16 protein-coding genes are annotated in these 12,453 nt (G+C 53.8%); 1 reads left to right on the top strand and 15 read right to left on the bottom strand.

Annotated features, from left to right (window positions below; all coding sequences use genetic code 11):
* The 4 genes from U8U68_RS20845 to U8U68_RS20860 all read right to left on the bottom strand — a co-directional run.
* On the bottom strand, positions 1-299 hold a 299-nt coding region (locus U8U68_RS20845), incomplete at its 3' end, for a recombinase family protein (protein ID WP_322204254.1).
* A gap of 97 nt (positions 300-396) precedes the next feature.
* A complete protein-coding gene (locus tag U8U68_RS20850) occupies positions 397-546 on the bottom strand; it encodes an SHOCT domain-containing protein (RefSeq protein ID WP_160579258.1) in 150 nt (49 codons plus the stop codon).
* Complete coding sequence (locus U8U68_RS20855) at positions 543-902, bottom strand: type II toxin-antitoxin system PemK/MazF family toxin (protein ID WP_322204257.1); 360 nt, start codon at positions 900-902, stop codon at positions 543-545. The genes U8U68_RS20850 and U8U68_RS20855 overlap by 4 nt, the downstream gene beginning before the upstream one ends.
* Before the next feature lie 443 nt (positions 903-1,345).
* Positions 1,346-1,849: an RNA polymerase sigma factor gene (locus U8U68_RS20860; RefSeq protein ID WP_322204259.1), complete on the bottom strand. Its 504-nt coding sequence runs from the start codon at positions 1,847-1,849 to the stop codon at positions 1,346-1,348.
* A 315-nt stretch (positions 1,850-2,164) separates the two neighbouring features.
* On the opposite strand from U8U68_RS20860, the gene U8U68_RS20865 reads away from it, so the two are divergent.
* The gene (locus tag U8U68_RS20865) at positions 2,165-2,515 is read left to right on the top strand and encodes a helix-turn-helix transcriptional regulator (RefSeq protein ID WP_322204261.1); all 351 of its coding nucleotides are present in this window, start codon (positions 2,165-2,167) and stop codon (positions 2,513-2,515) included.
* 60 nt (positions 2,516-2,575) lie between these two features.
* Here the strand turns inward: U8U68_RS20865 and U8U68_RS20870 are convergent, their stop codons facing one another.
* The 11 genes from U8U68_RS20870 to U8U68_RS20920 all read right to left on the bottom strand — a co-directional run bounded on the left by U8U68_RS20870 (position 2,576) and on the right by U8U68_RS20920 (position 12,450).
* On the bottom strand, positions 2,576-2,809 hold the full coding sequence (locus tag U8U68_RS20870; protein ID WP_367575876.1) for a cysteine-rich KTR domain-containing protein: 234 nt from the start codon (positions 2,807-2,809) through the stop codon (positions 2,576-2,578).
* A gap of 84 nt (positions 2,810-2,893) precedes the next feature.
* Complete coding sequence (gene vanT / locus U8U68_RS20875; RefSeq protein ID WP_322204264.1) at positions 2,894-3,964, bottom strand: serine racemase VanT catalytic subunit; 1,071 nt, start codon at positions 3,962-3,964, stop codon at positions 2,894-2,896.
* Positions 3,961-4,431 (bottom strand): serine O-acetyltransferase, encoded by a 471-nt coding sequence (locus U8U68_RS20880; protein ID WP_322204266.1) that lies wholly within the window; start codon positions 4,429-4,431, stop codon positions 3,961-3,963. Before U8U68_RS20880 ends, vanT begins: the two co-directional genes overlap by 4 nt.
* Positions 4,428-4,964 carry a M15 family metallopeptidase gene (locus tag U8U68_RS20885; RefSeq protein ID WP_322204268.1) on the bottom strand — a complete coding sequence of 179 codons (537 nt, stop codon included), beginning with the start codon at positions 4,962-4,964 and terminating at the stop codon, positions 4,428-4,430. Before U8U68_RS20885 ends, U8U68_RS20880 begins: the two co-directional genes overlap by 4 nt.
* A complete protein-coding gene (gene vanG / locus U8U68_RS20890) occupies positions 4,961-6,013 on the bottom strand; it encodes a D-alanine--D-serine ligase VanG (RefSeq protein WP_322204270.1) in 1,053 nt (350 codons plus the stop codon). Before vanG ends, U8U68_RS20885 begins: the two co-directional genes overlap by 4 nt.
* Positions 6,010-6,786: a M15 family metallopeptidase gene (locus U8U68_RS20895; protein ID WP_322204272.1), complete on the bottom strand. Its 777-nt coding sequence runs from the start codon at positions 6,784-6,786 to the stop codon at positions 6,010-6,012. The genes vanG and U8U68_RS20895 overlap by 4 nt, the downstream gene beginning before the upstream one ends.
* Complete coding sequence (locus U8U68_RS20900; protein ID WP_322204274.1) at positions 6,783-7,601, bottom strand: M15 family metallopeptidase; 819 nt, start codon at positions 7,599-7,601, stop codon at positions 6,783-6,785. The genes U8U68_RS20895 and U8U68_RS20900 overlap by 4 nt, the downstream gene beginning before the upstream one ends.
* A 145-nt stretch (positions 7,602-7,746) precedes the next feature.
* On the bottom strand, positions 7,747-8,889 hold the full coding sequence (locus U8U68_RS20905) for a sensor histidine kinase (protein WP_322204276.1): 1,143 nt from the start codon (positions 8,887-8,889) through the stop codon (positions 7,747-7,749).
* Positions 8,879-9,571: a VanR-ABDEGLN family response regulator transcription factor gene (gene vanR, locus U8U68_RS20910; protein ID WP_322204278.1), complete on the bottom strand. Its 693-nt coding sequence runs from the start codon at positions 9,569-9,571 to the stop codon at positions 8,879-8,881. The genes U8U68_RS20905 and vanR overlap by 11 nt, the downstream gene beginning before the upstream one ends.
* Positions 9,572-9,902: 331 nt before the next feature.
* Positions 9,903-10,163, bottom strand: a complete 261-nt coding sequence (locus U8U68_RS20915; protein WP_322204281.1) for a helix-turn-helix domain-containing protein — start codon at positions 10,161-10,163, stop codon at positions 9,903-9,905.
* A complete protein-coding gene (locus U8U68_RS20920) occupies positions 10,150-12,450 on the bottom strand; it encodes a reverse transcriptase domain-containing protein (RefSeq protein ID WP_367575877.1) in 2,301 nt (766 codons plus the stop codon). Before U8U68_RS20920 ends, U8U68_RS20915 begins: the two co-directional genes overlap by 14 nt.
* Positions 12,451-12,453: the final 3 nt, after the last annotated feature.

The following is a 12,453-nucleotide window of genomic DNA, read 5'->3' on the forward strand; positions in this document are numbered from 1 at the left end:
TTTCTCGCAAATCGTGATACGGACTTGGTAATGACCCGGTCGATTTTGCCCAACTTGCAGTCACGGATAAGCCGATTCTGCTCATCACGCTTTTTCATGTCCGTGCCGCTCAAGCCCTCATCAGCATATACGTCCACCAGCTTGTATTGCGGATTCTTTCGCTCATAATCCTTGTAGTAGCGGATCTGCGCCGCAAAGGAGTGTAGCTGGTCGGCAGATTTGCTGGATACCCGGCAGTAAGCTGCCAGCCGGGTAACTTCGGGTTTTTGCGGTTCCCGGCTGATGTCGGTTACAGTCATTTGCACCATTCCTTTCTTTGATTTTTCGCATTTTGGCACCAACAAGAATACCACAAGAGTTCAGATACATCCAGCGCAAACTGCCAGAGTTTTCACTTCAGACATATATTTTTTCGGTACCATAGTGGGCAGCGCTGATTTCCAAAATACGCTCATATTCCTCTTGGGTAATGAGTTGCATTTTCAACAGAAGGCGGAGCAGATTCACACTGTAGACGAAGGCAGAATTGTTGATATCGTTTGTCATAGCAGGCCCTCCATATACATGATTCCGAAACTGACGATAATGGCATGATCTACCCGGCCCATTGCGGCCTTGTCCAGCTTGCCGCTATAGCGAATCAATCGGCGCTTGTCAATCGTCCTGATTTGTTCCAGCAAGACAACAGACTCCACATCCAACCCATCTGCGTGGACAATAACGTGGGTGGGCAGTTTGGCCTTGTCTGACTTGCTGGTGATAGCCGCCACAATAGTGGTTGGGCTGAATTTGTTACCGGTATCGTTCTGGATAACGAGGACAGGTCGAGTACCGTCCTGCTCACTGCCGACTACTGGCGATAAATCGGCGTAGTAGATTTCGCCGCGCTTAACATTTCTCATGTTTTCCTCCGTAAGTAGAGACAGCAGTCCAACGGGCAGACTGCCGCCTTGTATCAATCGTTTTGCTCGTCCACATTTGTTCTCAACACCCCTGGACAGGGAACGCACCTCCCGATTATGCCTTTAATCTCATTGGAATCTCACCACCTCCAGGATCTCTGGAGGGCGCCCTCCTTTGCTGCGACGGGTCACGCTCGGCTTTAGGACGGGACGCAAGTATCATTATCCCTTCTGCCGGTCATCGCCGTCGATGGATGTGCGTTCCATCGTCTGAGCCTGGAGGCCAAAAGTTGGTGTCCGCCCATGTAGCTTACCGCTCCTCACGGCGGCAGAAGGAAAGTAAAAGGTGCGTTGTATCTTAAATTTTCAAAGAGCAGGGAGGGGATAAAAAATACCCCTCACTTTCTAAAGCCAAAAAGGTGAGGGGTCTACAACCAACTTTTTTAAATTTTTATGAGCTTTTTCAGTTTGGCAAGGATTTTGCGAACTCGCTTGCTGACGGCCTGCTGAGAAATCCCGTAAATGTCCGATAATTCACACTCGGACACTCCTGCGAAGTAGTACTGTTCCAGCAACGTGCGTTCTTCTTCTGGCAGTGTATCCAGAGCACGGCGCAGCTTGTCCAACAGGAGATTTCTTTCTGCCAGTCCTGCTGTGTCAGCTACTGTGTCCACCAAGATATCCTCGCCATTGAATTCATCCGTGGTAAGCATATCGTAGGAAAAGTCGCCGTTATCCTTTGAGCGATCCTTCAGGTATTTCTCGCGGCGCTTCCTCTTGTAGAACGCCTTGTACGCATCTTCAGGCACTTCCATCAGCATACCGTGCAGGGGGATGAACCGCCTGCCCTGGTATGTAGTTGCCCACTGGCGGAACTCAGAATAACTGAGCTCCAGGTAAGTTTTGCCGTCTAAGACGAACACTTTCTTTGGTGTGTACTCCACCATGATTCCTCCAATCAATCTGTTTTGGGGTTGGCAAAACGATTGATTGGCGGGCCTCGGCACCTTACAAATTTGAACAGGTCAATAGAAAAATAATTTTCCTCATATAATGAGGTGTATTGGAATACATTTCCAATAGCACACTGCTCTACCTCTGAACATTGAAATACACTTTTGTAGTTTTAATAGCGTCAAGCAGTGGCAAAGCCATAAGTTTGATTTCACTCCTTATAGGAATTACAATACATGAATTTAAGGAATTCCTGTGTGTTTTGTCGAAGCAGCATGTATTGTACAATATTTATGAGGTGAAGCAGAATGCCAGAATTTACACGCCCGTTGGGAGATGCTGTAAAGCGAGCCAGAGGTGAACTTGAAATCACACAGCGACAGGTTGCGGAGGCTGCAGATGTGGATGTCCGAACCGTTCTGAACATAGAGAACTATAAGGGAAATCCGAAATTGGAAGTCTTATACCCATTAATCCGTTCTCTAAAAATTGATTCACGAGAAGTTTTCTACCCCGAACTTCTCCGCGACAGTCCCGGCCTTCGTCGGCTAAGGCTCTTGGTGGAGGACTGCAACGAAGATGAGGCACTTTCGTTGGTACCTATCATTGAATCCATCATTAGCGCGATTCGAGCGAGTTCCGTCATCAAGATCAAGTAGGACAGAAAAGAGCCTGTACCCTCAATAGAGGATGCAGGCTCTCCGTATAGTACGACTGGCTCATTTTTTAATTATCATTTTGAATTGTACAACATCTATCAGTGTTTCTTTTCTACATTTCGGACAGAATAGGGGGAAGTTCACAAGGACGGTGTCCTGATACACTTTATTGCGTGTTTTGCCTCCACATGAGGGACAATGTATCCATCTCGATTTCTGCTGTTTCTTCTGCAAGTGTACATCCCCACTTTCTCTTTGCGCAGCTCTGCGACTAAGCGACTGGCTTTTGCGCATTACATTTTATTTAAACAACTACATGGTTGGCTTAGTCAATCCAATTTTTGTAATCTTCTACTGTTTTGCGAAAAACGAGTGCGTTTATACGATGACTCTATCAAATCGCTCCCCCAACCGGCTCAAAATCTCATTGGGGATCGTCCCCGCCCACTCTGCCACTTGGGCGGCGGTGATCTCTGACCCGCCGCTTTTTCCTATTACCATCGCCTTGTCCCCAGGCGACACATGAGGGATCTCTGTCACGTCCACCAGCGTTTGATCCATGCAGATCAGCCCGGCAACAGGCGCTCTTTTGCCGTGGAGCAGCACGCTGCCCGCGCCGCAGGACAGAGAGCGGGGCAGGCCGTCAGCATAGCCGATAGTGAGCACGGCAATCCGGCTGGGCCGCTGGGCCGTAAACTGCCAGTCATATCCCGCGCCCTCCCCAGCCGTAAGCTCCCGCACCTGGGACACCCTGGCCTTGAGGGTGAGCACGGGGCGCAGCTCTTTTTCGCCAACGCCACACAGCGCCAGCCCCACCCGGGCATAGTCCCCGCCCAGCTCCGGGTGGCGCAGCAGGCCGTCACTTGCCAGCAGGTGTACTTTTGGCAGGGCATATCCCCGCTCCTTCAGCCCATTAACGGCCTGATAGAACCTGCGCCCCTGCTCAGCCGCCAGGCTGTCTGCGCAGAGATGGGTGAAAGCCCCTGTGACGTGGAGGTTTTCGCAGTGAAAAATTCCTGCCAGCTCATCCAAGCTTTCCCAATGCAGGCCCAGCCGGTGCATCCCGGTATCTATCTTGATGTGCACATCAATGGATTTTCCCCGCCGGTTCAGCTCTTGGGCATAGGCAAGGCTCACCGCTGTCTGGGTCAGCTTATGTTCATGAAGCAGCGCCGCCTGCCGGGGGTCTGTCCAGCCCAGCACCAAAATTGTGCCGCTTATGCCATTTTCCCGCAGCTCGATGCCCTCCTCCAGCGTGGCCACGCAGAAAGCGCCCACGCCCATTCGCTGGCATTCCCTGGCAACAGTAACGGCCCCGTGTCCATATGCGTTGGCCTTGAGGACGGGCATCAGCGCGCAGCCGGGGGGCAGGCGCTTTCTCAGGGCTTCCACGTTGTGGCGCAGGGCGGCGCGGTCGAGCTCTATCCAGGCACGGCTTTTCTCCATCATCGCTTGCCCTCCTTTACAATCACCCTGGCGGGCTGGGCCACCACCGTGGCGCGGCTGGGGATATCGGTACTGACCACCGCACCCGCGCCTATTTTTACATAATCTCCGATTTTAATACTGCCCACCAGCACGGCCCCGGCCCCGATCAGGCAGTGCTCGCCAATTTCCGGGGCCTTGCCGTCCACCTCGCCAATGGTGACGTTCTGGTAGATGCAGCAGCCCGCGCCGATTTTCGCGTACCGGGAAATATACACCCCATGCAGCCCGTGGGGCAGCAGCGGCTCCTCCCACAATTTGGCCCCATTGCCAATGTATCCGCCGTGCCGATGAGCCATCCTGTTCAGAAGAAAGGTCAGGATATCCCGGCAGATTTTGCCTTCGCACCGCTCCCGCCACCAGAACAGCGACCAATAAAAACCCATATAGTCCCCCTTTGACCAATCGGTAATTTTTTCCCGTGTACTCATGCCAGGTATTCCTCCAGGCAAAGCCCCTGCCGGGCCATGCTTTCCGCATGGGGTGCGCCCACATAGCGGAAGTGCCAGGGTTCGTGGGCGATGCCGGTGACGTGTTCCTTCCCCGCCGGGTAGCGCTCAATAAAGCCATAGGCAGGGGCCAGCTCCCGGAAATACTGGCAAATGCCCTCATAGGGGAAAGACGGGCGGATAAAGTCCATGTCCTCCCCTTGCAGGCCCAGGTCGATGGCAAGGCCGGTCTGATGTTCGCTGTGGCCCGGTAGGGCCACGAATTGCCTTGTGAACTCCCGCCCGTTGTCCCGAAGGGAATCCAGATAGATTTTCTCCTGCTCGTCAAAGGAGCGCCAGCCGCTTACTGGGAGGATATTCCCCCAGCCGCCCAGCTTTTCCATGAGCCGGGAGAGGGCATGGGCGGCCTCCCGCTCCAAAAGGATGCGGGGGAAAGCCGGGAGGACGGGGGTCAGATTCTGCCGGACGCTCATGGTGTAGGGGTGCTGCCGGTTCACTAAAATCAGGCTGTTCATTTCCCCACCGCCAATCCAATCACCGTGGAGATTACCTGCCCCAAGTCCAGCCCCACCGCTTGCATCATGCTGGGGAACCGGCTGTGCTCCGTAAAGCCGGGGATGGTGTTCACCTCGTTAAAGATGATGTGTCCGTCGGGGGTCAGGAACATATCCACTCTTGCAAAGCCCCGGCACCCCAGGGCCCGGTAGACAGTCTGGGCGGTCTGCTTCACCTGCTCCGCCGTGTCTCTTGGGATGCGCGCTGGGACGTGGATAGCGGAGGTCTTGAGGGTGTACTTCTCCGTGTAGTCGAAGAACCCGTCCTCCAGCTCTATCTCATCCACTTCGCCCACGGTGAGGCTGTCATTTCCCATGACGGCGCATCCCACCTCGAAACCGGAGACGGCCTCCTCCAGGATGATCTCCCTGTCATACTGGCTGGCAAGGGCCACAGCAGCGGGCAGGTTTTCCCTGTCTGCCACCTTTGTAATGCCAAAGGACGACCCGGCCCGTACCGGCTTTACGAACAGCGGGTAACCGACCTGTTCCGCAAGGGCATGGGCGGATTCCATCCCTTGCCCTCTTTCCAGCACCAGGGAGCGGGGTACTTCTATCCCTGCCGCCTGGACGATCTGGTGGGCCCGATGCTTGTCCATGCACAGGGCTGAAGCCAGTACCCCGCAGCCCACCACTGGGACGCCCATCAGCTCAAACAGCCCCTGCACCGTGCCGTCCTCGCCGTTTTTCCCGTGGAGGACCGGAAAGGCCGCGTCTACATGGATCTCTGTGATATGGTTGTCCGTGCATTTGTAAAGCCCAGGGTCCCGGCGGTCTGGAGAGATGGTAACCGGGGCACAGTTCTCCCCAGTACGCCAAGTGTTGGCAGCAATCTCCTGGGCGCTGCCCTCAAAGCAGTACCAGTCCCCCTGCCGGGTGATGCCGATGGGGATGGGTGTGAACCGTTCCCTGTCCATGTTCTTTATCACGGCAAGGGCGGATTGCAGTGACACCTCATACTCCGGCGAGCAGCCGCCGAACAGCACAGCGATGTTTAACTTCCCTTTCATGGCTGAACCTCCCTGGTTTCCAAATATTCTTCTAAGCAAAGCCCTTGTTCATATATCTCGGCAGCGGTCTCTTTTCCCACGTAGCGGTAGTGCCAAGGCTCGTAGATAATCCCAGTGATATCGCTCTTTTGGTTGGGATACCGGAGGATAAAGCCGTATTTCCAGCTGTTTTCCATGAGCCACCGCTGCACAGGCGTGTCCTTCTGGCTTTCGTCCAGCATCTGGTTTGACACGTCTACAAGGTCTACTGCAAGGCCCAACTGGTGCTCGCTGGTGCCCGGTACAGCCACCACCTTACCCGCCTCGGCCTGGGCTTTTTCCAGCGAGTACCCCTGTGATGTCCATTGCTCCACCTGATTGGCAAACAGTTTTTCTTGGGTCTGCTGGCTGCGGTAAGCGGAACAGATCAGCGGCTCCAGCCCGGCGGCGCGGCAGGCGTCCAGCATATCTTGAAGTTCGTGATAACAGCGGCTGTCTATCCTTTCCCCGCCGCCTAAATCCATAAGTGGCACCTGATAGCCTTCGGGCAGGCTGTTCCAGGGGTTCACCAGGATCAGGCTCCAGCCGGGTACCTCCTGGATCTCCACAATGGCCGGGGATGGCTCCAGCCTGTGATAAAACCTATGACCTACCCACGGCAGCAGCACAGCGCTTATACAGGCCGCCAGCCCCAAGAAGCCAGCCATCACCAGCCACTCCGTTTTCAATCGCGCAGGGCCTGTGCGCCCGGCATGGTTTTGAGCCTGTCTTTCTTTGCGGTTTTCCATGGTCATGATACTTCTCCCCCTTTCATTTCCACATATTCCTCCAAACAAAGCCCCTGCTCATACATCTCCGTGGCGGCCTCCACCCCTACATAGCGGTAGTGCCAGACCTCCTCCACCGTGCCGGTAGTATCTGTCTTATCCCCCGGATAGCGGAAGATAAATCCATACTTATAGCTGTTCTCCTGGAGCCAGATGAATACATCATAGGTTGCCCCCTCCACGTCCACCGCCAAGCCAAGCTGATGCTCGCTGGTACCCGGGACAGCCACCCACTTGCCCGCTTCAGCTTTAGCCTCCTCCTCTGAATAGCCCTGGGATTTATACTTGTTTACCTCGGCATCGTATAGCTCCTGCTGCACCTCCTGGGTACGGTAGCCGGAGATCACCCGGGGCAGCTCGTCCCAGTTGCCCTCCCTGGCGGCTTCAAGCATCTCCGTCAGCGGCCCATAAATGCGCTCGTCTACCTTCTCCCCGCCGGGGAGCTCCTTGAGGCTCACGTTGTACCCCTCCGGGATGGGGTTCCAGCGGTTCACAAGGCGGAGGTTCCAGTCCGTGCCGTCCTCGTAAACTGTTGATGGCTCCTGGGGCTGGCTGTCCTGAATTGTCGGGTCTGGCGTGCCCTGCTTGGTTTCGCTCAGCGCCAGTCCGGGGAAGGTGGAGCTTTCCGGGGGTGGCAGCTTATTCACATAGTCCCTGCACCCCATTGCCGCCAGGAACACCAGCATAGCCGCGCAGGCCGCGCCCGCCACCCATGTGGCGAGGGTGTTCCTTCTGTGTCGCTGCCGATATCTGCGCCTGCGCGCCATTGCTTTCTCTGTCATATGTCATGCCTCCTAGAAAAAATAATAAGCGTTCTCATCTGGCATAGTAGTAAATGCAGACGGCTTTGCCGCCGCGTTAACTACATCATACCAGATGGGAACGCTCTGTTCTTTAATATGAGATTGTATCTTTCCTAAGAAAATCCTAAGATTGCGCGGGCAGGGTGACGGTAAATGTGACGGTTTCATCTATGCTCTCCGCTGTTATCCTGCCCCCATGCAGGGAGACGATCTCCTTGGCGATAGCCAGCCCCAGCCCGGCCCCGCCGGTGCCCGAGGTGCGGGCTTCGTCCAGACGGTAGAATTTTTCAAAGAGGGAATTAAGCTTTTTCTGTGGGATAGTCCTGCCCCGGTTACTAAAGCGGAGGGTGACGGCCCCCTCCTTTTCTTCCGCAGTGATGACAATTTCCGTGTCAGGGTAGCTGTAGGCAGCGGCGTTTTTCAGCACGTTTCCAAACACCCGAGCCAGCTTGTCCGGGTCGCCGGGGACGGTGAGGGCTTCATCGGCCTGCAATCTGACCGTATTACCGTTCTTTTCCAGCACCGGCAGCAGCTCGTCTGTGAGCTGCACCAGCAGATAGTAGAGGTCCACCGGCTCCTTCTGGAGGGCGATCTCCTGCAAATTGTACCGGGTGATGTCGAAGAATTCGTTGATCATCTTTTCCAGCCTGTACGCCTTGTCCAGGGTGATGCGGGTATACTTGGCCCGCTGCTCTGTTGGCATATCCGGGGCCTCGTCCAAAAGGCTCAGGTAGCCGATGACGGAGGTCAGCGGCGTTTTCAGGTCGTGGGCCAGGTAGGCGATGAGGTCGTTTTTGCGGGTGGTCTCCTCCTTTAACCGGCGCTCATTTTCCAGCAAGGCTGACTTGATGTCTGAAAGCTGCGCGGATATCTCGGCCTGCTCCTTGGGGAACACCGTTACGGCGTCGGCGTTGCCTTTCATGTAAGCCCGCAGGCGCTCACTGATGTCGGTGATGGTGCGCTTTTCCTGGCGTTTGGCGGCGGCCTGGGCGGCCACAAAAGCCGCCGTCAGCCACAAAAGCGTGCCGCCGATGAACACCGCCAGCACAAAGGGCTTCAGCCGCCCCCAGTTGATGGTGTGCCAGATCTCCCCTGTGCCCTCTACGGGGTTGAAGTGGCCCTCGGTCTGGGTGAAAAAGCCCTCGAACCAATCGATAAAAAAACCATCGAACACGTTATCCACCAGAAAATACAGCGCCGAGCAGGCTGCAAACCCGGCGGTCAGCAGCATAAGCAGCTGTAAGATTCTGCCAATTCTATTTTTCAATTTTGTACCCCACTCCCCAGATGGTCTTGATTGCCCCGGCGCTCTCTCCCAGCTTTTCCCGCAGGTGCCGGATGTGTACCGTGATGGTGTTGTTGGATTTGGTATAATACTCGTCCTGCCATATCTTGTGGAATATTTCCTCCGCGCTGACCACCTGACCTTTGTTTTCCAATAGAATCCGCAGGATGGAGAACTCGGTGGGGGTCAGGGACAAGGGCTCATCCAGCAGCAGGCACTCGTGGGTCTTGGTGTTCATAAAAATTCCGGCGTGTTCCAGCGCGTCCGGCTCTAGGGTATCCGCCATGCCAGGGTTGTAGCGCTTATAGCGGCGCAGCTGGGCCTTGACCCGGGCCACCAGCTCCAGAGGGCGGAAAGGCTTGGTGACATAGTCGTCCGCGCCCAGGGTCAGGCCGGTGATCTTATCTGTCTCCTCCATTTTCGCCGTTAGCATGATGACCGGGTAGGTGTGGCGCTCCCGTATCTTCTGGCAGATGGCAAAGCCGCTCACGCCGGGGAGCATGATGTCCAATATGGCAAGGTCCAGCTCTGTGGATTCGATGCAGGCCAGGGTTTCCCAGGCTGTGTAGAACTTGCAGACCTCATAGTTTTCGTTTTTTAGGTAGAGCTCTACAAGGTCGGCAATCTCCTTTTCATCGTCCACCACAAGTATTTTTTCGGGCATATGCACCCTCCTTCTCTGTTAATATAATTGTAGCAAAGTGTGTGGCACAGTTTCTTGAGCCTTACATGAGAAAACATTATGATTTTCTTAAGCAGGCGTATTTCCTTCACGTAATTTCTCGCCAGCTTACCGTTCTGCAAGCATTATACCGGGATACTCTTGAAATATCAAGGCAAATGATGTTAAAATCTCGATAACAAATATCTGGGTTATCTTTTCTCTGAGGTGGTTTCTTTTCATATGGGTACTTCCCTACACCCGCCATCATGACAGGCGGCACCTGCCACCGAGAAAGCGCAAAAGCTCCCTGGCGGCAGGTGGTTCCTTTTTGTCATATTTTCTTTAGACGAAAAAGCAAACTGCTCTTGCCGCCCTTGGTTCGGTAGCGCTGCTCCGTTTCCAACAACTCCGCCTTTCGCAAATCCTGCAATGCCCTGCGCACTGTAGACTGAGACAATTTCAATTCCCTGGCGATGGTAGGAATAGCAGGCCAACATTCGCCATCCCGATTCGCCCGGTCTGCCAGATAGATATACACAGCCACGGCCCGGTGCTGCAAGTCCATCTTATACAGAAAATCAAACCGGCCCATCCTGCACTACCTCTGATTCACGGTTATGGGGAGCGACCTCTTTTAGCGGCCTGTTTTGCCTGCTTGCGGGGCCTTTCTTCTTTGAACTTTTCTTTCGCTGCTTTTGCGCGGGAGTGTCCTGGCTCTGCCCGCCAGCATTGGATTCTTCGGGAGGAGTATCATCATCCTTCAACCAGTCAGGATGGTACTTCAGCACGATGGCCTGGAGCAGTTCGTTCTTCTCTGCGTAAGCTACCTTACGATTGCCGTTCTCCGGCACAGCGTATTGCTCGTTAAACTGAATGCCCCAATCAAAATAGAGTTTAAGCCTGACCTTCATGGGATAAAAGCCGGTTTTCATCACGATAAACTGGCCCTTTGGCATGGACTTCAACTCATCAGGCGTCATGAGTGGGCGCTCAATCATTTGCAGAGACTGGCTGGGGTCATTCTTGCTACGGGAAACAGAGCCGGACATTACCGTTTTGCTACCCAGGGCCTTGGACAGCACTTCGGCAGAATTGCTGTTGGGCGCGAACCCGCCGAAGATGATGTCCTGGATGTTATCTACGATAATCTCAGCGCCCTCCTTGCCGTAATTTTTCTCAAGCTGCGCAAAGGACTGTATAATGGGTACGATCTGCAAGCGGCGGGAGCGGGATGCGGAGAACATCATTTCAGCGGATTCTATTTTTGGAATCGTCCCATACTCGTCGCAAAAGAAAATACACCTGTTTTTCAGCTTACCGCCGTTCTCGTCTGCCACGGAGAGGATTTCCCGGTAGAGCTGCTGGATGATGAGTGAAATCATAAAGAACGAGTTGGGGTTTTCCTCCGGTAAAATAACGAACACGGCGCACTTCTCATTGCAAAATCTTTCGGCATCTATCTCCGTATCAAAGCACAGGATTTGGTCGGGTAAGACCCCGGCATTACTGCCGGAGCCTCCCCTAAGAACCGTACATGAGAGTTTCCCCTCATACGGCTCAAGCCTTTCAAAGCTCCCCTTCGGGAACCGGCTCAAAGGAAACATCATTTTTACGAACCTTTCTATAGCATTCCGGATGAAGCATTTGCTTGGGGTTTTGGCGATTTTCCTTATCGTCGTAAACCTGGAATCCGGTGTCCACGGTGATTTTCCGCAAACAGGACACAAACCTTTCTGCTGACGGAAAAGTTTCGCCAATATCTTTCTGCCCTTCAGACTATTGCGCATTTTCTCGGTGTTGCGTTTTTCAAAATATTCCCGGTCGTCCGCGTCGAATGGATTGGAACAGTTGCGGATTTTTGTAAAGCGGATAATATCCGTATCGGCAGCGTAAACCAGCCGTATAAACAGGGTTTCCCCATTATTCATTTTCAGCTTTGTTGGAACAGAAAACGTCCAGCTTCGGTTGCCAATACGGTGGAAATATTTTGTGGCTATCCACGTTTTGCTTTTCTTTGGATGCCTGCGCCTGCACCAAGCCCACAGACATTTGAACACTTGATAATCTACATATTCAAACGCCACAGCAGACACATTGAACCGCTGGTAATTGACCCAGCCGCGAATCATGGGATTCAGCTTGCGAATCAGCCATTCCTGCTTGATAGTGGGGTTTCCCTTCACGGTTTTCCGGATTTTATCCAGAATCCCTTTGAGATTTTTCTTGGACGGCTTAATCAGCAGCTTGCCCTTGTATTTGCGGATGTTGCAGCCAAGAAAATCAAAGCCATTGTCAATATGGGTAATGACCGTCTTTTCCTCCGAAAGCTGCAAACCTCTTTCCGCCATAAACTCCCGCACCATGGGCAGTACCTGTTCCTGTAGTAACTGTCGGTTTTCACCGGTGATGATGAAATCATCGGCGAAGCGCACGAAGTTAACCATAGGGGAGTATTGCTTACCCTTACGGGTGGTTTGGTGGAAATGTTTTTTGAGGAGCGGCTGTAATCCGTCCAGCACCATGTTGCAGATTACCGGCGAGATAGGCGAACCTTGCGGCGCACCCTCATCGGTCGGGAACAGCTTTTTTGTTTCAATGTATCCGCATTTCAGCCACTTGCGGAGTATCTTCTTGTCTATGGGGATGTGTTCCAATATCCACCGGTGGCTGATGTGGTCAAAGCACCCCTTTATATCTCCCTCCAGCACCCATTTGGGCGACACCTTTTTCGCCAGGTCATTGAAACATTGTTTAATAGCGTCCTGGGGACAGCGCCCCGGGCGGAACCCAAAGGAGCAAGGGTCAGCACTCATTTCTGCCAGCGGTTCCAGTGCAAAACGGTAGAGCGTCTGCATGGCCCTGTCCAGCATGGTGGGAATACT

Origin of the sequence: Acutalibacter intestini (assembly GCF_034334985.1) — a bacterium.
Lineage (GTDB): Bacteria > Bacillota > Clostridia > Oscillospirales > Acutalibacteraceae > Acutalibacter > Acutalibacter intestini.

What these genes read in the sequence shown, in the direction of transcription:
- U8U68_RS20850 (WP_160579258.1), bottom strand. Translation starts at nt 546, where the DNA reads ATGACAAACGATATCAACAATTCTGCCTTCGTCTACAGTGTGAATCTG.
- U8U68_RS20855 (WP_322204257.1), bottom strand. Translation starts at nt 902, where the DNA reads ATGAGAAATGTTAAGCGCGGCGAAATCTACTACGCCGATTTATCGCCA.
- U8U68_RS20860 (WP_322204259.1), bottom strand. Translation starts at nt 1,849, where the DNA reads ATGGTGGAGTACACACCAAAGAAAGTGTTCGTCTTAGACGGCAAAACT.
- U8U68_RS20865 (WP_322204261.1), top strand. Translation starts at nt 2,165, where the DNA reads ATGCCAGAATTTACACGCCCGTTGGGAGATGCTGTAAAGCGAGCCAGA.
- U8U68_RS20870 (WP_367575876.1), bottom strand. Translation starts at nt 2,809, where the DNA reads ATGCGCAAAAGCCAGTCGCTTAGTCGCAGAGCTGCGCAAAGAGAAAGT.
- vanT (WP_322204264.1), bottom strand. Translation starts at nt 3,964, where the DNA reads ATGATGGAGAAAAGCCGTGCCTGGATAGAGCTCGACCGCGCCGCCCTG.
- U8U68_RS20880 (WP_322204266.1), bottom strand. Translation starts at nt 4,431, where the DNA reads ATGAGTACACGGGAAAAAATTACCGATTGGTCAAAGGGGGACTATATG.
- U8U68_RS20885 (WP_322204268.1), bottom strand. Translation starts at nt 4,964, where the DNA reads ATGAACAGCCTGATTTTAGTGAACCGGCAGCACCCCTACACCATGAGC.
- vanG (WP_322204270.1), bottom strand. Translation starts at nt 6,013, where the DNA reads ATGAAAGGGAAGTTAAACATCGCTGTGCTGTTCGGCGGCTGCTCGCCG.
- U8U68_RS20895 (WP_322204272.1), bottom strand. Translation starts at nt 6,786, where the DNA reads ATGACCATGGAAAACCGCAAAGAAAGACAGGCTCAAAACCATGCCGGG.
- U8U68_RS20900 (WP_322204274.1), bottom strand. Translation starts at nt 7,601, where the DNA reads ATGACAGAGAAAGCAATGGCGCGCAGGCGCAGATATCGGCAGCGACAC.
- vanR (WP_322204278.1), bottom strand. Translation starts at nt 9,571, where the DNA reads ATGCCCGAAAAAATACTTGTGGTGGACGATGAAAAGGAGATTGCCGAC.
- U8U68_RS20915 (WP_322204281.1), bottom strand. Translation starts at nt 10,163, where the DNA reads ATGGGCCGGTTTGATTTTCTGTATAAGATGGACTTGCAGCACCGGGCC.